General features: G+C 64.8%; 17 protein-coding genes. 4 read left to right on the forward strand and 13 right to left on the reverse strand.

Features of this window, described 5'->3' with window-relative positions:
• The first annotated feature begins 47 nt into the window (after nt 1–47).
• A complete protein-coding gene (corA, locus tag AC0Z42_RS16750; RefSeq protein WP_485469331.1) occupies nt 48–1,034 on the forward strand; it encodes a magnesium/cobalt transporter CorA in 987 nt (328 codons plus the stop codon).
• 8 nt (nt 1,035–1,042) lie between these two features.
• Here the strand turns inward: corA and AC0Z42_RS16755 are convergent, their stop codons facing one another.
• Nucleotides 1,043–1,537, reverse strand: a complete 495-nt coding sequence (locus AC0Z42_RS16755) for a hypothetical protein (RefSeq protein ID WP_485469332.1) — start codon at nt 1,535–1,537, stop codon at nt 1,043–1,045.
• Between the two features lie 220 nt (nt 1,538–1,757).
• On the opposite strand from AC0Z42_RS16755, the gene AC0Z42_RS16760 reads away from it, so the two are divergent.
• Complete coding sequence (locus tag AC0Z42_RS16760; protein WP_485469333.1) at nt 1,758–2,831, forward strand: extracellular catalytic domain type 2 short-chain-length polyhydroxyalkanoate depolymerase; 1,074 nt, start codon at nt 1,758–1,760, stop codon at nt 2,829–2,831.
• 10 nt (nt 2,832–2,841) lie between these two features.
• On the opposite strand, the gene AC0Z42_RS16765 is transcribed toward AC0Z42_RS16760, so the two are convergent.
• The 6 genes from AC0Z42_RS16765 to AC0Z42_RS16790 all read right to left on the reverse strand — a co-directional run bounded on the left by AC0Z42_RS16765 (nt 2,842) and on the right by AC0Z42_RS16790 (nt 10,754).
• Nucleotides 2,842–3,894: an alpha/beta hydrolase gene (locus tag AC0Z42_RS16765; RefSeq protein WP_485469334.1), complete on the reverse strand. Its 1,053-nt coding sequence runs from the start codon at nt 3,892–3,894 to the stop codon at nt 2,842–2,844.
• Nucleotides 3,895–3,993: 99 nt separating this feature from the next.
• Nucleotides 3,994–5,280, reverse strand: coding sequence for a DUF445 domain-containing protein (locus AC0Z42_RS16770; RefSeq protein ID WP_485469335.1), 1,287 nt, complete (start codon nt 5,278–5,280; stop codon nt 3,994–3,996).
• Between the two features lie 86 nt (nt 5,281–5,366).
• Nucleotides 5,367–6,764 (reverse strand): branched-chain amino acid transporter BcaP, encoded by a 1,398-nt coding sequence (gene bcaP, locus AC0Z42_RS16775; protein ID WP_485469336.1) that lies wholly within the window; start codon nt 6,762–6,764, stop codon nt 5,367–5,369.
• Between the two features lie 160 nt (nt 6,765–6,924).
• The gene (locus tag AC0Z42_RS16780; RefSeq protein ID WP_485469337.1) at nt 6,925–8,997 is read right to left on the reverse strand and encodes an ATP-binding protein; all 2,073 of its coding nucleotides are present in this window, start codon (nt 8,995–8,997) and stop codon (nt 6,925–6,927) included.
• 161 nt (nt 8,998–9,158) lie between these two features.
• Complete coding sequence (locus AC0Z42_RS16785) at nt 9,159–9,698, reverse strand: hypothetical protein (protein ID WP_485469338.1); 540 nt, start codon at nt 9,696–9,698, stop codon at nt 9,159–9,161.
• A 75-nt stretch (nt 9,699–9,773) separates the two neighbouring features.
• Entirely contained in the window at nt 9,774–10,754 is a 981-nt protein-coding gene (locus AC0Z42_RS16790) for a LysR substrate-binding domain-containing protein (RefSeq protein ID WP_485469339.1), read from the reverse strand.
• 70 nt (nt 10,755–10,824) lie between these two features.
• On the opposite strand from AC0Z42_RS16790, the gene AC0Z42_RS16795 reads away from it, so the two are divergent.
• Nucleotides 10,825–11,817, forward strand: a complete 993-nt coding sequence (locus AC0Z42_RS16795) for an MBL fold metallo-hydrolase (RefSeq protein WP_485469340.1) — start codon at nt 10,825–10,827, stop codon at nt 11,815–11,817.
• 10 nt (nt 11,818–11,827) lie between these two features.
• Here AC0Z42_RS16795 and udk read toward each other — a convergent pair whose 3' ends face one another.
• From udk to AC0Z42_RS16825, 6 genes are all read right to left on the reverse strand, one after another.
• Nucleotides 11,828–12,469, reverse strand: coding sequence for a uridine kinase (gene udk, locus AC0Z42_RS16800; protein ID WP_485469341.1), 642 nt, complete (start codon nt 12,467–12,469; stop codon nt 11,828–11,830).
• Nucleotides 12,470–12,551: 82 nt separating this feature from the next.
• On the reverse strand, nt 12,552–14,780 hold the full coding sequence (locus tag AC0Z42_RS16805) for a xanthine dehydrogenase family protein molybdopterin-binding subunit (protein ID WP_485469342.1): 2,229 nt from the start codon (nt 14,778–14,780) through the stop codon (nt 12,552–12,554).
• Entirely contained in the window at nt 14,777–15,241 is a 465-nt protein-coding gene (locus tag AC0Z42_RS16810; protein ID WP_485469343.1) for a (2Fe-2S)-binding protein, read from the reverse strand. The genes AC0Z42_RS16805 and AC0Z42_RS16810 overlap by 4 nt, the downstream gene beginning before the upstream one ends.
• Nucleotides 15,238–16,548 (reverse strand): c-type cytochrome, encoded by a 1,311-nt coding sequence (locus tag AC0Z42_RS16815; RefSeq protein ID WP_485469344.1) that lies wholly within the window; start codon nt 16,546–16,548, stop codon nt 15,238–15,240. Before AC0Z42_RS16815 ends, AC0Z42_RS16810 begins: the two co-directional genes overlap by 4 nt.
• 10 nt (nt 16,549–16,558) lie before the next feature.
• The gene (locus AC0Z42_RS16820; protein WP_485469345.1) at nt 16,559–18,160 is read right to left on the reverse strand and encodes a methyl-accepting chemotaxis protein; all 1,602 of its coding nucleotides are present in this window, start codon (nt 18,158–18,160) and stop codon (nt 16,559–16,561) included.
• A complete protein-coding gene (locus AC0Z42_RS16825) occupies nt 18,157–19,266 on the reverse strand; it encodes an alkene reductase (protein ID WP_485469346.1) in 1,110 nt (369 codons plus the stop codon). The genes AC0Z42_RS16820 and AC0Z42_RS16825 overlap by 4 nt, the downstream gene beginning before the upstream one ends.
• Before the next feature lie 103 nt (nt 19,267–19,369).
• Between AC0Z42_RS16825 and AC0Z42_RS16830 the strand changes: the two genes are divergently transcribed.
• On the forward strand, nt 19,370–20,368 hold the full coding sequence (locus AC0Z42_RS16830) for a LysR family transcriptional regulator (RefSeq protein WP_485469347.1): 999 nt from the start codon (nt 19,370–19,372) through the stop codon (nt 20,366–20,368).

The following is a 20,368-nucleotide window of genomic DNA, read 5'->3' on the forward strand; positions in this document are numbered from 1 at the left end:
CTTTTCCGCTATACTGGCCGTCCTCCCCAGCAGCCAGCACGCATATCATGGACTTGAGTCAACACGCCGCCGTCGTCAATTGCGAAGCCTATCGCCACGGCAAGAAGCTTGCCCACTTTGATATCGACAAGGTCGGCGATTTTCTCGGCGATCCCGATTGTTTTGTGTGGATCGGTCTGGCCGGCCCCGACAGCGCGGCCATGCAGGCGCTGCAATCGGCGTTCGGCCTGCATGAACTGGCGGTGGAAGATGCCGAAGGCGCGCACGAGCGGCCCAAGCTGGAAGAGTATGGCGACACCCTGTTCATGGTGCTGCACACGGCCAGCCTTGACGGCCAGACCATCGTTTATGGCGAAACCCACGTGTTTCTTGGCTGCCGCTTCATCATTACCGTGCGCCATGGCCCGTCGGCTGGCTACTCCAAGCTGCGCGAGCGCAAGGAAACCGTGCCCGAGAAACTCGCCAGTGGCCCCGGCTACGTGCTGTATTCCATCATTGATTTTATCGTCGACCAGTACCAGCCCTGCATCGACATGCTGCAATCGAAGTTCCAGCAATATGAAAGCCAGTTATTCAAGCCCAGCCTGAACGAAGACAAGCTGCAGGACTTTTACCAGTTGAAAACCGAGCTGCTGAAGCTCGACGCGGCCGTCAACCCACTGCATGAAATCTGTACCCAGCTGATCCGTTTCCACGGCGATATCGTGCCGAAGGAAAACCGCATCTATTACCGCGACATCCTGGACCATGTAAAGCGCGTCACGCATACCGCGAACCAGATGCGCGAAATGGTCAACGCCGCCATGCAGGTGGCGCTGGGCCAGATTTCGATCCGCCAGAACGAAGTGGTCAAGCGCCTGGCCGCCTGGGCCGGCATCCTGGCCGTGCCGACCATGGTGTTCAGCCTGTACGGCATGAACTTCGAGTTCATGCCGGAACTGAAATGGCGCGGCGGCTATCCGGCCGTGATGGCGGTGATCGTGGCGGGCTGCTATTTCCTGCACCGGCGCCTGAAGCGGGAAGGGTGGTTGTAGGTTTTACTTCAGTCCGTCATGACGATGTCGCGCAGCGCTTTGCCGTCGTAGTACAGAATCCGGCACGATGCTTCACCAAAGCACAGTCCGATTGCCTGGTTGCCGATATGTACCGTCTCGCATGGATGGCCGGGATGGCAAGCCGGCTGGTAGTGGCCAGGCGCTATCAGCGACAAAGCTGGAGGATTGGCATCGCCTTCCTTGTACCTGAACGATTTCAGCAGGCTGGAGTAACCACCGCCAGGCGTAAAGGTGACCATCACCACGCCGACCAGCTGTTGGTCATCGTTGTACATCAACTGGACGTTATCGTCGGTATCTGCATTCTGGACATGGCCCCTGATGGGCAGCAAAGGCATCAGCCGCCAGCCGGCTGGCGTCTGCACGCCCGCCGGGCCCTGAGCGTCGGCAGCGGTGGCGTTGGTGGCCGGCGCGACGGCAAGCGTGAACAGACAGGCGGCGGCGATCCGGGTGAACCGGTGAGAAAGGTGGAAGTGGCGCATGGCGAACTCCGGTTGTATGCGGACGGGTTGCCGCATTTGCAATCCATGCTAGGCAGTCGCTGCGGTGGCGTCAACCATTCTGGCATTACAAATCGGCAATGTTCAGCGTTGCCATGCCGAGATGGCCATGCCAAAATAATTATCATGACTATCACAATGGCTCATTTACAATTACCAGGCCAAGCTGGTTCCCGCCGATGACCTTGATTGAAAGATGACCATGATGAAGCCTGCATTATTCGCCATCCCCTTTACCCTGGCGCTGGCCACCGTGCCTTGCTCCGCAGTGGCCACCAGTGCCGCGCCACTGCCCGGCCTGGGCGCCGACCTGAACCATATTGCTGTTTCCGGCCTGTCGTCGGGCGCCTTCATGGCGGCGCAGATCGCCACCGCGTATTCCGCCGAGATCAAGGGCGTGGCAGTGATTGCCGGCGGCCCTTATGACTGTGCCTCGACCTACCCGCAGCAGCCGCTGCTCGTGAACGCAGCCACCGTCTGCATGCAGCCGGCTTCCGCCAACACGGCGGCAGACGCCATGGTTTCCTGGCGCAATGCCCAGCGCCAGGCGGAGCAGGGCAATATCGACCCGGTGGCGAACCTGGCGAAGCAGCGCGTCTACGTCTTCAGTGGCAGAAGCGACCGTGTCGTCAAGACCATCGTGGTCGACCAGGTGGAAAAATACTATTTGCTGGCGGGGGTGGCGCCGAAGGCCATCGTCTACGACAAGAGCGTCAACGCCGGCCACGCCATCCTGACGGATCGCCCCGACGACGGGCCGTGCGCCACCACCCAGGCGCCATATATCAACAATTGCGGCTTCATGCAGTCGCACGACTTGCTGCGCCACCTGGCTGGCGGGGACAGCCAGCCACCGAACCTGGGCCAGTCCACGGGGCAACTGATCCGCTTTGACCAGGCCGAATTCCTCAAGGGCAGCCGCAACAGCATGGACGATATTGGCTACGCCTATATTCCGCTTGATTGCCGCGACAATGCCTGCGCCGTGCACGTGGTGTTTCACGGCTGCCAGCAGGGCGCGAGAAACATCGGTGCCCGTTTTTACGCCGGCACCGGCTATAACCAGTATGCCGATACCAACCGCCTGATCGTGCTGTATCCGCAGATTCGGCCATCGAATGGCATCCCCGCCAACCCCCAGGGCTGCTGGGATTTCTGGGGATACTCCAGCGACGATTCGTCCAAACCAAACTTCCAGACCCGGCAAGCACCGCAGATGGCGGCCGTGATGGCCATGGTGCGCAGGCTGGGCCAGGCACGCGCGACGCCGCGCTAGACTTGCGCGATCATTTCGCCCAGCGCATCGCCTCGATGGCGGCCACCACCGTGCTCTCGTACTCCATCAGGAAGTCGCTGTGATTGGCGTTGGCGATGGTCAGCAAGGTGCTGCCCGGCAGCGCGTGGGCGATGCGTGCGCAGTCCGCGGCATGTGCCTGGCGGTAAGCGCGCAGGTAGCGGCTCGCTTCCGCGACCACGGCGGGCGCGCTGTGCGGCGTCACCCACGGCAGCATGTCGCGCACGCTGCCCGGGTCGGCGTGCACGACCAGCGCCGGGGCAAGCACCGCCCGGTAATCGGGTGAAAAAGCATGCGCCAGCAGATCCATCGAGGCGGCCACGTCATCCGGTGTATTGGGCCGCACCGAGCCGTCCGGCAGCACGGCCAGCGAGTCGCGCCAGTACGCTTCGGTGGCCGGCCACCAGCGCTTCTGCAGCAGCCTGGCGTAGGCGATCGAGGCGGCCATCGAGGCCATGTCGGCCGGCGTCGGCGCAGGTGGCGCCAGCAGTTCCTCGTCGATATCCTTGTCGATCGGCCATGGCGCCGGGGTGGCATAATCAAACGTCGTGTCGAGATACACCACGCCGCGCACGCGCTGCGGGTGGCTGCCGGCGAACAGGGTGACTTCATTGCCGGCGATCGAGTGGCCGGCCAGGATCACGCGCGGTATGTTCAGCGCGTCGAGCACGGCCAGCAGATCGGCCGCCAGGGTGGCCGGCGCGTAGGTGCTGGCGTCGACCGGCGCCGGTTTGCCGGATTGGCCATAGCCGCGCTGGGTGATTGCCAGCACGCGGTGGCGTCGCGCCAGCGCCGGCGCCAGGCTGTCATACGCATGGGCGTTGGCGCCCAGGCCGGTCAGTAGCACAATCACGTCAGTGTCATCGTGCTGGAAGTTGGACCAGTCGCGCACATGCAGCGTGATGCCAGCGTTGATCGCGATATGGCGGTCGGTCACGGCGGATCGCGGTGCCACGGCGCCACCGCCGCCGCAAGCGGTCAGGATAGCCAGGGCGGGGGCGGTCAGCAGCAGGCGCCGGCGCAAAGGGGAAGATAAACGGGTCATGCGGTACTCCTGGAAGGAAGAGGGCATGACCAGTATCGACGGCGCGCATGAAGCTGCGCTGAGGGTAGCGTGAAGGTAGAATGAAGAGCGGCGGCTGCGTCAGAAAGCCTGGCTGACGGAATGGATCAGCAGCCCGGCCAGCCCGCCCACCACGGTGCCGTTGATGCGGATGAACTGCAAGTCGCGGCCGATCGCCAGTTCGATGCGTTCGCTCATCTCTTCCTTGCTCCACAGCGCCAGACGGCTTTCGATGAAGGCGCCCACTTCGCCGCGGTAGCGGCGCACCAGCGCGCTGCTGCCGGCAACGATGGTGTCGTTCAGCCACGCGCTGGCCTGCGCATCGCTGGCCAGCACCTTGCCGGTATTTTCCGCCATGCTGGCAATCGTGCGCGCCAGCGCCGGCTGTTCGCTGCCCAGGTCCGCCTGCAGGCGCTCGACCAGGGCATCCCAGGCTTCGCCCAGCATCGCCTGCACCTTGTCGCTGGCCAGCGCCTGCAATTGATAGCGCTTGACCGTGTCCTGCCAGTGCGCGTCCTGTTTCAGGTGCAGCGCGCTGTCGGCGATCCAGCCCGACAGCTGCTTGCGCATCGGGTGCTGCGGGTCGGCGCGCACGGCAACCAGGAATTCCTGCAGCGAACGTATCATGCGCGCCTCGTACAGCACCAGGCCCGCCTTGATCAGCTTGTTTTCGATATGGAAGGCGTTCAGCGCGAAGTCGCCGATCGCGGCATGGTGGCTTTCGTCGGCCAGGTAATCGGCGCCCTTGTCGAGCACGAAGTCCAGCAGTTCCTGCGGCTTGCCGTCGGCGATCAGGGCGTCGATGCAGTCGGCCGCCACGCTGGACAGATTCAGTTCGCCCAGGTAGCTGGTGGCCTTGCTGCGCAGCAGTTCGCGCATGTGCGCATGATCGAGCATGGCCAGCAATTGCCTGGCCACCCCGGCGCCAGACTGGCCCAGTTGCTGCGCATTGCCTGGCTCGCGCAGCCAGGCCCCCAGCAGCCCGGCCGGATTGGCCCCGGCGATGCGCTCGGCAATGCCTTGCTCGGTAATGAAATGGTTTTCCACGAAGGCGCCCAGGCTGTGGCCTATGTCGTCCTTGCTGTTCGGGATGATTGCCGTATGCCAGACCGGAATGCCCAGCGGGTGGCGAAACAGCGCAACCACCGCAAACCAGTCGGCGATCGCACCGACCATCGACGCTTCGGCAAACGCTTCCAGGTAGCCCCAGGCCGGGTGGCCTGCGCGCTGCGAGCGGGCCAGCGCATACAGCAGCGCGGCCGCCACCAGCAGGCCGACCGCCACCCACTGCATGGTGCGCAGGCGCGCGCGCTTGCGCTGGTCGGCGCTGTGTTCCAGTGATTCGGTCAGGATGGGGGATGGCGGCATGGCGAAACTCGTCTTGAGGTAGAGAGTGCCATCATAACTGCGGCGCGCGACAAGGGCTGTCGCGCACGTGCAGTGTCATGCAAGGATCAGGCTTTCGGGTGCAGCAGCGAGCGCTTGCGGGCATAGCCGAAATAGATCGCCAGGCCAATCACCAGCCAGATGCCGAAGGCGATCCACGTGACCAGGCTCAGGTAGCTCATCAGGGCCACGCAAAAAATCACCGCCAGCGCCGGGATCACCGGCACTCCCGGGCAGCGGAACGCGCGCGGCAGGTCAGGGCGCTTCTTGCGCAGCACCACCACCGCGATCGCCACCAGCGTGAAGGCGGCCAGGGTGCCGATATTGATCAGTTCGGCCAGGATGTTGAGCGGGATCACGGCGGCGATCAGGCCGAACACGATGCCGACCAGCCAGGTGGCGAAGAACGGCGTCTGGAAGCGCGGGTGCACGGTCGACAGGCGGGCCGGCAGCAGGCCGTCGCGCGACATGGCGAAAATGATACGCGTCTGGCCGAAGGCCATCACCAGGATCACGGTGGTCATGCCCAAAATGGCGCCCAGGTCGACAAAGCCCGCGATCCAGTTTTCACCCGCATATTGCAGCGCAAGGGAGACCGGGTGGTCGACGCCAAGGAATTTCTGGTACGGCACGATGCCCGTCATGATGGCCGATACCACCACATACAGCACCGCGCACACTGCCAAGGACCCAATAATGCCGATCGGCAGGTCGCGCGACGGCTTCTTGACTTCCTCGGCGGCCGAGGTGACGGCGTCAAAGCCGATAAAGGCAAAGAACACCAGCGCCGCCGCGCTCATCACGCCGTTCATGCCGAACGGCATGTAAGGCTGCCAGTTGGCCGGCTGCACATGGCGCGCGCCGAAAATGATAAACAGCAGCACCACGCCGATCTTGATGGCCACCATGACGTTGTTCAGGCGCGCCGATTCGCGCACGCCCCAGCCCAGCATGGCGGTGAGCAGCAGCATGATCACCAGCGCCGGCAGGTTGATCCAGGTGGCAACCCCCGGCAGCGCACCGGGCGCCGCCGTCAGTTCCACCGGCAGCGCGATGCCGAAACCGGCGATCAGCGACTGGAAATAGCCGGACCAGCCGACACACACGGCAGCGGCCGCCAGCCCGTATTCGAGCAGCAGGTCCCAGCCTATCATCCAGGCCGCCAGCTCGCCCATGGTGGCGTAGGTGTAGGTATAGATCGAACCGGCGACCGGCACGGTGGAAGCAAATTCCGCATAGCACAGCGCGGCAAAGCAGCAGGCCACGGCCGCGATCACGAACGACAGCGACAGCGCCGGGCCGGCCGTCAGCGCGCCGGTGCCGGTCAGCACGAAAATGCCGGTACCGACGATGGCGCCTATGCCCATCAGCACCAGGTCGAACGGCCCCAGCACCTTCGCCAGCCCGCCCGGCTTCTTGCTGTGGGCGATCATGTCATCCAGATTCTTGGTTCTCAATAAGCTCACTGTCACTCCCGTGCGTTTTTATAGTGGTTTTGTCATCCTGGCCGCCTCGTGGGTGGCCAGGGGAAGGCAGATTCTAGCGCAGGGGAGGAGGATTCTTGAAAGAAATGTGCGAGTGCCCTGCCTGAGCACAGAATGCGGGTGTGCCGGCCTTGCAGTCCTGTTATCGAACCAGGCTGCCTAAAATGCGTTCGATATCGGCAGTTTGGACCGGCTTCGTGAGATGAAAGTTGAAGCCTGCCTCTTTTGCCTGGAGACGGTCAACTTCAGCTCCCCATCCTGTCAGCGCTACAAGGCAGGCATTTTTCCCTTGTTCCTGCCGACGCATGACGCGCGCGGCTTCATATCCATTCATGCGCGGCATGCCGATGTCGAGAAAGACGAGTTGAGGCACGAAATGCTTTATCTGCTCCAGCGCGTCCAGCCCGTCATGGGCCGTCTTTACACGATGACCTTGCATCTCAAGCAACATCGATAGTGTCGTCGCGGCATCAACGTTGTCGTCGACGACCAGGATCTCAAGGGGCACGTCCCCGGCGCTGCGCGCATTGTCGGGCGACTGTGCCGGCACCGGCTCGACAAAGTCGACCATTTGCTGCGCCAACGGCAAGCGGATGGTGAACGTGGTGCCCAGCCCAGCCCCGGCACTGCTTGCGAAAACGCTGCCGCCATGCATTTCCACCAGACGACGGACAAGTGACAGGCCGATGCCCAGCCCTCCCTGAGAGCGGTCGAGTCCGTGCCGGATCTGGCTGAACATTTCAAACACACTCGTCATCGCTTCCGCAGGTATGCCGATACCGTTGTCGCTGACCGATATCACCGCAACGTCACCGTCGCGCCGCAAGGCGAGTTCAATTTTTCCACCAGACGGGGTATATTTTGCTGCGTTGTTGAGCAGGTTTCCGACAACTTGCGCTATCCGTGTAGCATCAATCTCGGCCAGCATTGCGTGCTCGGGCAGCGCGACATGCAGCACGTGCTTGCCAGCTTCGATATGGGGCAGGCTGACCTCGACCGCATTCGACAACGCCAGCTTCAAGTCCATGCTGGCTTTCTTGAGCACCAGTTTGCCTCCAGTAATGCGCGCAACGTCGAGCAAGTCATCGATCAACGTCACCATATAGCTCACCTGGCGCTCCATCACGCCGCGTACTTTTGCAACCGCTTCAACGCTATCGCCTTTCATGGACAGCACGGTAAGGCCACTGCGAATCGGCGCCAACGGATTTCTCAGTTCGTGCGCCAGGGTGGAAAGAAATTCGGTCTGGCGTTGATTCGAGGCGCGCAGCGATTCTTCCGCGCGGGCACGTTCGACAGCGTCCCAGGTCCGCTCCGCAACGTCGGCAATGACCGTCATGTCGTCCGCAGTCCATTTTCGTGCCGAGCTGTGCGCAACGTTCAGATTTCCCCGTAATTGATCGTTGCGAATCAGCGGAACAATCACGATGGCGCTGATGGCAAGCGCGCTGTAGGCCTGGTCGAACCCGGCAAAACGGGCATCGGCCGACAAGTCATCGACCACCACCATCTGGCCCTGGCGCAGCGTCTTGAGAAGATAAGGGCTGAATTCATCGATGATGCCGCGCGCAGGCAGTTGCGGAAGGCCGGTGCCTTGCGCCCAGCGCGACGGGATGTTGAAGCTTGACGTCTTGTCGTCTATCTCGGCATAAAAGGCGCGCGCCACCTGCAGGTGCGCGCACAGCAGTTCCGTTGCCGTTGCGATAATTTCATCGGGAGTCGCCAGGCCGCGCAGCCTGTCCGCCAGCATCAATTGAAACGCGGTCCTGCGCTCCGCACGTACCCGCTCGCTGGTCTCTACCGCTGCGGTAAACATGCCGTCGATCTGGCCATTGATATTGCGAATCGGGCTGTAAGAGAAGGTAAAGTGACACAGTTCAAGATAGCCGTTCCGGTCAAGGACCAGGGGCATGTCCTCTCCCTTCACCGCAATTCCCTGGTGGACGACCTGGTCAACCATGGGGCCGATGGTCGGCCAGATGTCAGGCCATGTGCCAAGCGCAGGATGTCCGAATGCCTGCGGATGTTTGGTCGCGCCAAGGATGGGCCGGTAACCATCATTGTAAAATTGGATCAGGTCCGGCCCCCACCAGACGGCAATCGGAAACGCCGACTCAAAGCAGAGATTGAGCTGCAAGCGCAGCACTTCCGGCCACGTCGATGGATGCCCTAGCGCGGTGGATGACCAATCGGTGTTCCGCAGCATGGCGACCATCTCGCTATCCTGGGGCAAATGATCGAATTCCGGCGCAAGCTGTGACATAGACGAATTGGAAAAAGTTTCAATGCTTCAGTATGCCTTCAATTCAAAATGGATGACTTCAGGATGGCGTACAGTGCCGGACTCGGAAAAGGTCCGCCCGGCGGTGCGATCAGCTACCGCTTTTCCTTGTTAATCAGTTGCACCAGCTTGAACGCTTCGTGCTCGATCACCGGTTCGGCTTCGTCGAGTTCCTTGCTGGCCTTGACATAGGCGGCGCGCTTGCGCTCTTTCTTTTCTTCCGGCGGCACGGCTTTCGTCGCGCCAGGCATGATGAGCTGGGCACCGGAGTTGTACTTCTTGTGGATGACCTGCTTGCCGTAAGGGGTAGTGTAAAAGCGGACCATCTCGAGCGCAGTGTCGGCGGAGATGGCGTTTGTCAGCGCTGGCGCCAGGCGCTGGTAAATCTCGGCGGGCGCAATTTTGTCGAGTTTGGCGAGCACCGCCTGTTTCTGTCCTTCGGTCGGGTAGCGGCTGCGGGCGGCCACGCCTTTGAGTACCTTTTCGATCTGCATCGCGCCCAGCAGGTCCTGCACGGCTTTGATGTGGGCAGGCTTGCTTATTGCAAGCGGTGTTGCGGGTGGCGTGGCGGCGGCAAATGCCGGGTTGGCAAAAGCCACCGACAGGCCCAGTACGAGATGGACTGCAAATTTCATGGATTCCTTCTGGATGAGGATGTGAACGCATTACGCGAGGAAATACGCAAGTAACTGCAAACTGGTGTTGTTTCGCTATTTTTGCACATTTTCTTCTGATAACTTTAATTGCGTATCGAGGGCGCCAAAGGCAAGGGCGGGCACGAGATCCTTGACGACGCCGCAGACCCACTGGACAAAGACGTCCTTGTCGCGCGTTGCGTGCGAAACGAGGGCGATCTCGATGGTGGGCAGGTCGAGCGGAATGGCGGCGGACAGCAGGCCGAAATCGTTTTCCCAGATGGGCGCCAGGCCTCCCGGCACGGCCGCCACCGCGTCCACCCGTTGCAGCACCCTGGGCAAGGAAGAGAAATGCGGACTGGTATACACCACGTTGCGCGACAGCCCGAGCGTGGCCAGGGCCTTGTCGACGCGCCCTTCGAACGCCCCCCGGTGCGAGACGAGCAAGTGCGACAGCCCGGTATACTCTGCCAGCGTCATTTTTCCGCCGCGACCGATGACGTCCGGGCGCCCGACGCAGCGAAACGTCATCGACGCCAGCCCGGCACGCCGCTGCCAGGGCGGTCCCTGGTCGAACGCGCCGATGGCAAGTTCGATCTCCTCTTTCGCCAGCATGTCCGAGACGGTGTAAGGGTCGGTTTCAAGCACCCGCACACGCACGTGCGGCGCTTTGCGGCTGAGCGCGGCCAGCAGCGGTGCCAGCAGCCAGGTGTCGATCCAGTCCGGCATGCCGATGGTGATCGTGCTGGCCACTGTCAGCGGATCGAATGACGGCGGCTGGAACACGGCGATGTGCATCTCCTGCAGCGCCTCGCCCACGGTGCGTTCAAGTTCCAGCGCGCGCGGGGTCGGCAGCATCCCGGCACCCGTGCGCACCAGCAGTTCATCGTCAAACAGGCTGCGCAGGCGGGCCAGGGCGCCGCTGACCGCCGGCTGGCCCAGGTGCAGCCGCTCGGCGGCGCGCGAGACGCTGCGCTCGCGCAGCAGCACCATCAGCGTGACCATCAGATTGAGGTCGACGCCACGAAAATCATTTTCATTGATATTGTTTATCATAACAATCGATTTGCATGATGATACGGGAGGGCCTATCGTAACACCGTCCCACCACAACCCAGGAGTTATCGTGTCCCATCATTTTTTCAAGGCCAGCGCCATCCGTCGCGCGCTCGTTTCCACCGCGTTCCTCGTCCTCGCAAGCAGCGCGGCAGTCATCCCCGCGATATCGCACGCCGCCGCCCCCATGGCCGCTACCCAGGCGCCAGGCTATTTCCGCATGATGCTCGGGGCATTTGAAGTGACCGCCCTCAGCGATGGCACGCTCGACTTGCCGGTCGATACACTGCTGTCCGCCGACGCGCGCCAGACCCGGGCCGATGTCGCCAGCCTGCATCTCGAGGTGCCGCTTGAAACGTCGTTCAACGCTTACCTGATCAACACGGGCGAGAAACTGGTGCTGATCGATACCGGCGGCGGCGCGCTGTTTGGCAGCCGGCTAGGCCAGCTGGCCCGGCATATCGAGGCGGCGGGTTACCAGGCGAGCCAGATCGACGAGGTACTGCTTACCCATCTGCATTCGGACCATATCGGCGGCTTGATGTCGGACGGCCAACCGGCATTTGCCAATGCGACGGTGCGGGCTGACGGGCGGGAGTCCGGCTACTGGCTGTCGGCCGAGGCAAGGAGGCACGCGGCGGCGAATGATTTGCAGTTTTTTGATGCGGCGGCGGCGATGTTGACGCCGTATATCGCAGCTGGAAAATACCAGCCATTCAAGGCAGGCAGCCAGATCGTGCCAGGCATATCCGCCGTCTCCGCCGATGGCCACACCGCGGGCAGCACGGTGTATCAAATCGAAAGCAAAGGCAGGCGCCTGCTGCTGATTGGTGACCTGATTCATGTCGGGCCGGTGCAGTTCAAGCGGCCCGACGTCACAATCGAGTTCGATGTCGACCGCGACGCCGCGCGAGCGACCCGGGTGGACGTGTTCCGGCGGGCCGCGGTATCGGGCGATCTGTTGGGCGGCAGCCACTTGCCATTTCCTGGCCTGGGGCGCCTGCAAGCCGAAGGCAAGGGCTACCGGTGGCTGCCGGTTGACTACACCACGCAGGTGAAATAACGCGATAAAATCAGGTCCGCTTCGACTTGCCGATCACGCTCGCCACTTTGGTGGTAATCATGTCGACCGCCGGACCGTTGGCGCCATGCGGCAAAATGATATCGGCGTTGCGCTTGGTCGGCTCGATGAATTGCTTGTGCATCGGGCGCACGGTTTCCAGGTACTGCTCGACCACGCTTTCCACCGAGCGGCCGCGTTCGGTGATATCGCGCTGCATGCGGCGGATAAAGCGCACGTCGGAGGCGGTGTCGACAAAGATCTTCAGTGACATCATGTCGCGCAGGTCTTCGTCATACAGGGCAAACAGGCCTTCGACCACGATTACCGGTGCCGGCTTGACGGTAATGGTCTTGTCGGAGCGGTTGTGCAGCGTGAAGTTATATTCAGGCATCTCGATCGCCTCGCCGTTGCACAAGGCCTTGAGGTGCTGTACCAGCAACGGCCACTCGAACGCCTGCGGATGGTCGTAGTTCTGCTGGGGGCGCACTTCCGGTGCGAGATGGGTCTGGTCGCAGTAGTAATCGTCCTGCATCACGACCGACACCATGTCGGCGCCGAACGACGCCAGTACCTGCTGGGATACGGTGGACTTGCCGCTGCCGCTACCGCCAGCGACACCAATAACAAACGGTTGGAAAGGGATAGTATTCATCCCCGAATGATACCGGAACTGCGAGCGAACCGACAGTGGCCGGCCGGTTCCTCCACGAAGTTTCAGCTGTCCGTGTCGCCTTTCAAGTTGGTGGCAGCAGCGGCAAGTCGTGGCGGCGCACGCCTGTGGCCTGCGCCAGCGCATTGGCCAGCGCCGCCGCCATCGGTCCCTGCGCCGCCTCGGCCACGCCGAGAAATGGCAGGCCGGGCCGGTCGATCAGGGCCACCTCGATGCGCTCCGGCACGCCGGAAAAGCGCAGGATCGGATAACTGCTCCAGTCGCCGCTGGCAATGCCATCGGGGCCGTAGCGCAATTGCTCCTGCAAGGTCCAGCTGGCGGACTGGATGATGGCGCCTTCGAGCTGGTTGCGCGCGCCGTCCGGATTGACCACCTGTCCACAGTCGGCGGCGCACACCACGTTCAGGATGCGCACCGTATTGCGGTCCGGGTCGAACAGCACATCGACGGCGATGGCGACATACGCCATCAGGTTCTTGTACTGGCCGAAAGCGAAGCCGCGTCCGCGCCGCGGCAGCCTGGCAGCCCCCGCGCGCCAGCCGAACATGGCGGCGGCGCGCGCCACCACCGCCTGCGCGCGCGGGCTGCTGCGCAGGTGGTCGAGGCGGAAGCGTACCGGATCGGCATGCGCCAGCGCGGCCAGCTGGTCGATCGTGCTTTCGATGGCCGTGATGTTCAGGTGCGCGCCAAGCGAACGCATGGCCGAGGTGCGCAGCGGCGTCACCGGCAGGAAGTGGTTGACCACGCGGGCGTTGGGAATATCGTACAGGGGCAGCGCGTTGCGGTCGCCGCCGCCTTCCGGCTGCGGCATCGGCAGCGACCGGCTGGGCAGGATCGGCCGCGCGCGCAGCCCTGCCGGCACCAGCTTGCCGGCGTTGCCGGGGCGTTCATTGTGCGAACCGCTCCACACCTCGTATTGCCATTGCGCGATGCGCCCGTTGCCGTCGAGGGAAGCTTGCACGGTCGTCACCATGGCCGGCGCATACGGCTCCCACAGGTTTTCCTGGTCGCGCATCAGCTGCACGCGCACCGGCTGGCCCGGCATGGCGCAGGCCAGCAGGGCCGCGTCCGCCGCCACATCGTCGGCGCCATTCTGGCCGTAGCATCCCGATCCTTCCGCATGGATGCAGCGCACCTGGTCGATCCGCATGCCGACCAGTTCGGCCAGCGCCGCGCGCAGCGGATACACGCCCTGCGTATGGGTCCAGACGGTGAGCGTGCCGGCGGCCAGTTGCGCCACTGCGCAGGACGGCCCGATCGAGCCGTGCAATACATATTGCTTGGTGTAGCGCGCCTTGACCTGCGGGCCGCGCGCGCTGCCAGGCGCGCCGCGCTGCAGGATCACCAAGTCCTCGGACGGCAAGGCCTGCAGGGTGGCGTGGATGTCGCCGGGGGCGGGCAGGGGCGTGCCGCCTTCCCAGCGCGCGGCCGCCGTCAAGGCGCGCATGGCGGTGATCGCGCGCCATTCATCGTCGGCCAGCACGGCCAGGTAATTGCCGTCACGCACCACCTTGCGCACGCCCGGCAGGCGCGCCACCTGGGCGGTATCGACGCTGGCGAGCCGGGCGCCGAGGCGCGCCGGGCGCACCACGCGCGCGTGCAGCATGCCGGGCAGCCGCAGATCCTGCACGTAGGCGGCGCCGCCACTGACCTTGGCCGGGATGTCGACCCGCGCCAGCGGCTTGCCGATTACCCGGTAGGCCTGCGGCGCGCGCAATGGCGACGTCGCGCTGGCCATGCGGTGCAGGCCGGCCGCATCGAGTCCCTTGAGGGCGGCGCCATAATGCATGCGTCGCCCGCCCGGCGCCATGACGTTGCCGGCGTCCAGCCAGACTGTTTCGGCACCCAGCTTCCACTGCGCCGCCGCGCCCGCGCGCAGCAGCGCCGCCACTTGCGCCGAGGCGTGCAGCAGCGCGGTGCCGCTGTCGGCGATGGTATGGCTGCCGGCGGTGTAGCCCTCGTTGGGCGTGAGCGCCGTATCGCCGCCGACGAAGCGGATGGCGCCCGGCTGCAGTTCCAGCTGTTCCACGGCGATCTGGATCAGCGCGGTGCGCACGCCGGTGCCCAGTTCGACCTTGCCGCTGCATACCGTCACCTTGCCGTCCGGCGCCACCTGTATCCAGGCGTCGAGCAGCGGCGTGTTTTTCAGGCTGCCGGGCAGGCGCGGATCGGCCAGGGCGGGCAGGCCCATGGCATTGAATTCCGCATGGGCCAGCGCCGGCAGCATCGAAAAGCCGAGCAGCAAGGCGCCGTTCTTCAGCAGCGCACGGCGTTGGTTGTCAAATTCGTTCATGGCTGGCCTTCTTTGGCAACTTCGCCGATGGCGGCGAGAATACGGTGGTGGGTGCCGCAGCGGCACAGGTTCGGCTCCATATGGCGCCGGATCGCCGCTTCGTCCGGATGAGGGTCGCGCTCGAGCAGGGCCTGGGCGCGCATCAGCATGCCGGCGATGCAATAGCCGCACTGCGCGGCCTGGTGCTTGATGAAGGCCGCCTGCAGGCGGCCCGGCTGCGCGGCGCTGCCCAGGCTTTCAACCGTGCGCACGGCGCGCCCGGCCAGTGCGCCGACCGGCGTGATGCATGAAAACACCGGCTTGCCGTCGACGATGACGGTGCAGGCGCCGCATTGGCCCATGCCGCAGCCGAATTTGGCGCCGTTCAGTTGCAGGTCGTTGCGCAGCACGTACAGCAGCGGCGTGCCAGCGTCGGCCGCCACGTTTTTGCGCTGGCCGTTGATAGTGAGTTGTGTTGTCATGGATGCAGTTCCTTGCGTAGTGTGGCGCTGGTTTTTTGCACATCGGTCCAGGCCTGCTGGCCGGCGCCCTGGCGTACGTAGCCGGCCAGTGCGGCAATCTGCTGGTCGTTCAGGATATCGGCGAACGGCGGCATGTAGACCTGCGAGCCGCGTTCCCAGGCGATGCCCCCCAACACGGTTTGCACGAAGTTGGTGGCGTTGCTGCTGGCCAGCGCGCTGCTGCGGGACAGGGGAGGCCTGCCGGACAGCGCCATCATCGGCGCTTCCGGGCTGTGGCAGCCGGCGCAGGCGGCGGCAAACAGCCTGGCGCCATCGGCATGGACCTGGGTTGCGGGCACGGGCGCGGCAGGCCTGGCCGGCGCCTGGATCGACATCAGGTAGCTGGCCATGGCCTCGACGTCTTCACGCGGCACGCCGGCCAGGCGTTCGGTCACCGGCCGCATCGGCCCTTTTGCGGCGCCGTGGGCCAGCGACAGGCCGCTGCGCAGGTAATCGGCCAGCTCGTCGCGCGTCCACGGGTTGGCGCCGTGCGTCAGCTGCGTCAGCGCGGGCGCATCCCAGTCGTCGATATTGCCGCCCTGGAAAGGCGGCTGGCGTTCGCCGCCGATCAGGTTCAGGCCACTATGGCACGATGCGCAATGGCCGAGCGTGTCCACCAGATAGCGGCCGCGCTCGATCGTCGCGGCCGCTCCCGTTTCCGTTTCCGATCCTTGTCTTGTCAAAGGCTCAGGCGCGGTGGGGCCGGGGCGCAGATACAGCGCATTCCAGAATGCCAGCATGGGCCGCATTTTCAACGGCAGCGGCAGGTCGTTCTCGGGCTGCGCCACCTTGACCGGGGTGCGCGTCATCAGGTAGCCGTAGGCCAGCGCGATGTCCTCGTCGGTCATGCGCGTGTAGTGGATGTACGGGAAGGCCGGGTACAGCAGGTGGCCGTCGCGCGAGGCGCCCTCGCGCAGCGCGCGCGTGAACGCCTGCAGCGACCAGCTGCCGATGCCGGTTTCGGGATCGGGCGTGATATTGGTGCTGTAGATGGTGCCGAACGGCGTTTTCAGGCCCAGGCCGCCGGCGTACGCGGCGCCATCCCTGGCCGTATGGCAGACCATGCAGTCGCCCAGCGCCACGATGCGCGCGCCGGCGGCCAGCCTTGCCGCCGATGGCGCCGGCGGCAGGGCGGTCAGCGGTGCGATCGGCGCCGGAGCGGCCCAGCGGTACAGGGCGGCGCCCAGCACGGCCAGTGTCAGCACCGTCACGCCGGCGCGCCGCAGTGTGCGCCTGCGGTTGGTGGCAATTTTTCGGTAGATGCTCATGCGCTACCCTTCAGTGTTGATATTGCAGGCGTGGCGGCGCCATCGGTGCCGGCGCGGACGCCGCGTCCAGTTTGAAACTGCTGACCAGGGCCGACAAGGTCGCGGCCTGGTCGTGCATGCTGCCGGCGGCGGCAGCAGCTTCTTCCACCAGCGCCGCGTTCTGCTGGGTGACGGCGTCCATTTCCGTGATGGCCGTGCTGACGTGTCCGATGCCGGTGCGCTGTTCGGCCGAGGCGTCGGCGATGGCGGCGATAACGGCGTTCACGCTCGCCACGCTGGCGACGACTTCCTGCATCGTCGCGCCGGCGCGTCCGGCCATGTCGGTTCCGGTGGCCATGCTGGTGACGCTGGCGTCGATCAGAGCCTTGATTTCCTTGGCCGCCGTCGCGCTGCGCTGGGCCAGGTTGCGCACTTCGCTGGCCACCACCGCGAAACCGCGGCCCTGGTCACCGGCGCGCGCCGCCTCCACCGCGGCGTTCAGCGCCAGGATATTGGTCTGGAACGCGATGCCTTCGATTACGCCGATGATCGCGACGATGCGTCCGGCGCTGCCGTGGATGGCGTCCATGGTGCCGACCACCTGGCCGACGGCGCTGCCGCCGCGCCGGGCGGTATCCGAGGCCGACACCGCCAGCAGATGGGCCTGGCCGGCGTTGTCGGCGTTCAGGGCCACCGCCTGGGTCAGCTGTTCCATCGACGCCGCCGTTTCCTCCAGCGCGCTGGCCTGCGCCTCGGTGCGGCTGGAAAGATCCATATTGCCGGCGGCGATCTGCGCCGCCGCGGTGGCGATGGTATCCGAACTGGCGCGGATCGCGGCGATCATGGCGGCCAGGTTTTCCTGCATGGTCCGCATCGCGAACAGCAGGCTGGAACGGTCCGCCGGCGCGGTCTGCACACGCATGCTCAGGTCACGCGCGGCGATCTTCATCGCCACCTCGGCCGCGTATTCGGGGCTGCCGCCAATGGCGCGGTGCAGGCTGCGGTTGACCGCAACGACGATAGCCGCCAGCAGCGCGCACACCAGGGCCATCACCAGCAGCGCCTGATTCAGCGCGGCGTAGAACGCGGCGTTGATATCGTCGACGTACAGGCCGCTCACCAGGGCCCAGCCCCAGGGCTTGTACGCCACGATGCGCGCCAGCTTGTTCGACGGTTCCATCTGGCCCGGGCGCAGCCACAGGTACGACAGGAAGCCGGCGCCGTCGGGGCCTGCCGCCATGTGCGCGATCTCGCGGAAGACGTAGATGCCGTTCGCATCCTGGATGCCGCTCATGTCCTTGCCGTCCATCTCGGGACGGCCCGGATTCTGAATCGAATGGGCATCCATGCCGACGATGGCGATGTAGCCGTCGTCGCCATAGCGCATGGTGTTCAGCACCGCCCTGGCTTCGGCCTGGGCGGCGGCCTGCGTCATTTTTCCGGCCGCCGCCTGCGCCGCAAAGCCCTGCACGATCGACAGGGCGGACTTGTCGACGTCGGCCAGGTTCGACCTGCGCTCGCTGAAGCGCAGGTCGCGCGCCTGCAAGGTATAGAACAGCGCGGTGGCGCACAGGCACAGCAGGCTGGCCAGCAGTGGCAGCCACAGTTTCTGGCGGAAGCTCAGGCGTTTCATGTGGCCGCCCCGGTGCCGAGCGCAGGGTAGTCCAGGTAGCCGCCGTCGCCGCCGCCATAGAAGCGGACGGGGTCCGGTTCATTGTAAGGGCCGCCGCGTTCCATGCGCGCCACCAGGTCGGGGTTGGCGATGAAGCTGCGCCCGAACGACACCATATTGGCATTGCCCGAGGCGACCAGCGCGCTGCCGGACACCGGATCGAGGCCGCCGTTGGCGATGATGGTGGCGCCGAAGTTGGGACGCAGGATGCCGAGGATGCGTTCCATGTCCGGCGTGCCGCCCCAGGCATTGGTGTCGGCGGCATGGATGTAGGCCACGCCTGCGGCGCTCAGGACCCGCGCCAGGTAGGCGTAGGTATCGGCGGCGTGTGGATCGGGCGCGTTGTTATAGCCGGCAAACGGCGAGATGCGCACGCCGACGCGCTGGGCCGGCATTTCCTCGAGCACGGCGCGCAGCACCAGGTCCAGGTAGCGGATGCGGTTGACCAGGCTGCCGCCGAAAAGGTCGGTGCGGCGGTTGGTGTGCGGCGACAGGAACTGGTGCGGCAGGTAGCCGTTGCCGGCATGGATTTCGACGCCGTCGATGCCGGCCCGCATCGCATTGCGAGCGGCGATGCGGTACTCGTCGATGGAATGGTGGATCTCGTCGAGCGTCATTTCCCGGGAGGGCGAGGCGGCAATCCGGGTGTACGCGCCGTTGCGCAAGGCGCCGTAGGCCTGCACCAGATGCAGGTCGTCGTTGACGCTGGATGGCGCCAGTGGCGTGCGCCCGTCCAGCAAGGCCCAGGAACTGACGCGCCCACTGTGCCACAATTGAGCAAACAGCCGGCCGCCGGCGCCATGGACCTGTTCCATTACCTGGCGCCAGCCCGCCACCTGCGCTGGCGTGTGCAGCCCTGGCGCGAGTTCGAACGCGGCCGAATCGGGCGACACATTGGTGGCCTCGCTGATGATCAGGCCGGCCGACGCGCGCTGGGCGTAATACGCGGCGTTCGCTGCGGTCGGCACGCCGTCGCGGCCGGAGCGGGCGCGCGTGACCGGCGCCATGGCGATGCGGTTGGGGAGTACCAGGTCGCCGAGGCGGATGGGTTCGAAGATGCTTGCCATTTGTTTGCTCCATGTGAAAAGATGTATTCACTGTAGCCGCGTATCCGGCGCCTGATAATCGGTCGCCGGCCGATAACACCGTTGCTTCAAAGGCAAAGATAAGATGGATCGTTTCGCTGAAATCAAGACGTTTTGCACCGTGGCGGCCAATGGCGGCTTTTCGTCGGCCGCGCGCCAGCTTGGCCTGGCCACGTCCTCTGTTACCCGACTGGTCGATGCGCTCGAAGAGCGCCTGGGGGCCGTCCTGCTGAACCGGTCGACGCGCAGCGTGACGCTGACCGACCGCGGGCGGACCTATTACGAGCAGTCGCTGCGCGTGCTCGAGCAGCTCGACGCGGCCGACGATTCGGTGCTGGATCAATCCTCGGAACTGAGCGGCACGCTGCGCATCGCGGCACCCGTGACCTTTGCCGCGATGTACCTGGCGCCGGTGGTGACGCAGCTGCGCACCCGCTACCCGCGCCTGATGCTCGACTTGCGGCTCAGCGACACGGCGGCCCACCTGATCGACGAGTCGATCGACGTCGCCATCCGCATCGGCAGCCTGGAGCCGCATCCGAACCTGATTGCCCGATGCCTGACCGGCCACGAACGGGTGCTGTGCGCCAGCCCGGCCTACCTGGCGGCGCGCGGCACGCCGCAGCATCCGGCCGACCTGGCCGGCCACGACTGCCTGCAGTTCGTCTTCGCCGACAACCGGCGCATCTGGCGCATGCGCCGCAGCGACGGTATCGGCGGCGTGAATGGCGTGGCGGCGGCCGACATGCCGGTCGAGGAAATCGCCGTGCGCGCCGTGATCCAGGCCAATAACGGCGAGGTGCTGCGCCAGGCGGCCGTCAATGGCATGGGCATCGGCATGCTGGCCGACTGGCTGGTGCGCGCCGATTTGCATGAAGGGCGGCTGGTGCGGGTGCTGGCCGGCTACCAGATCAATCCGGGCCCGATGGACGTGGGACTGCATGCGCTGTACCAGAGCAACCGGCGCGGCTCACAGAAAATCCGCATGTTTGTCGATATGCTGGCCGACTACCTGGCGCAGCCGGACCTTGAAGGGTTGGCGCGCACGCTGCCGCTGGTCTCAGGCAGCCGGTCGACCGCCTGA

It is taken from the genome of Janthinobacterium sp. 1L-D-8-B-C4 (assembly GCF_057291295.1).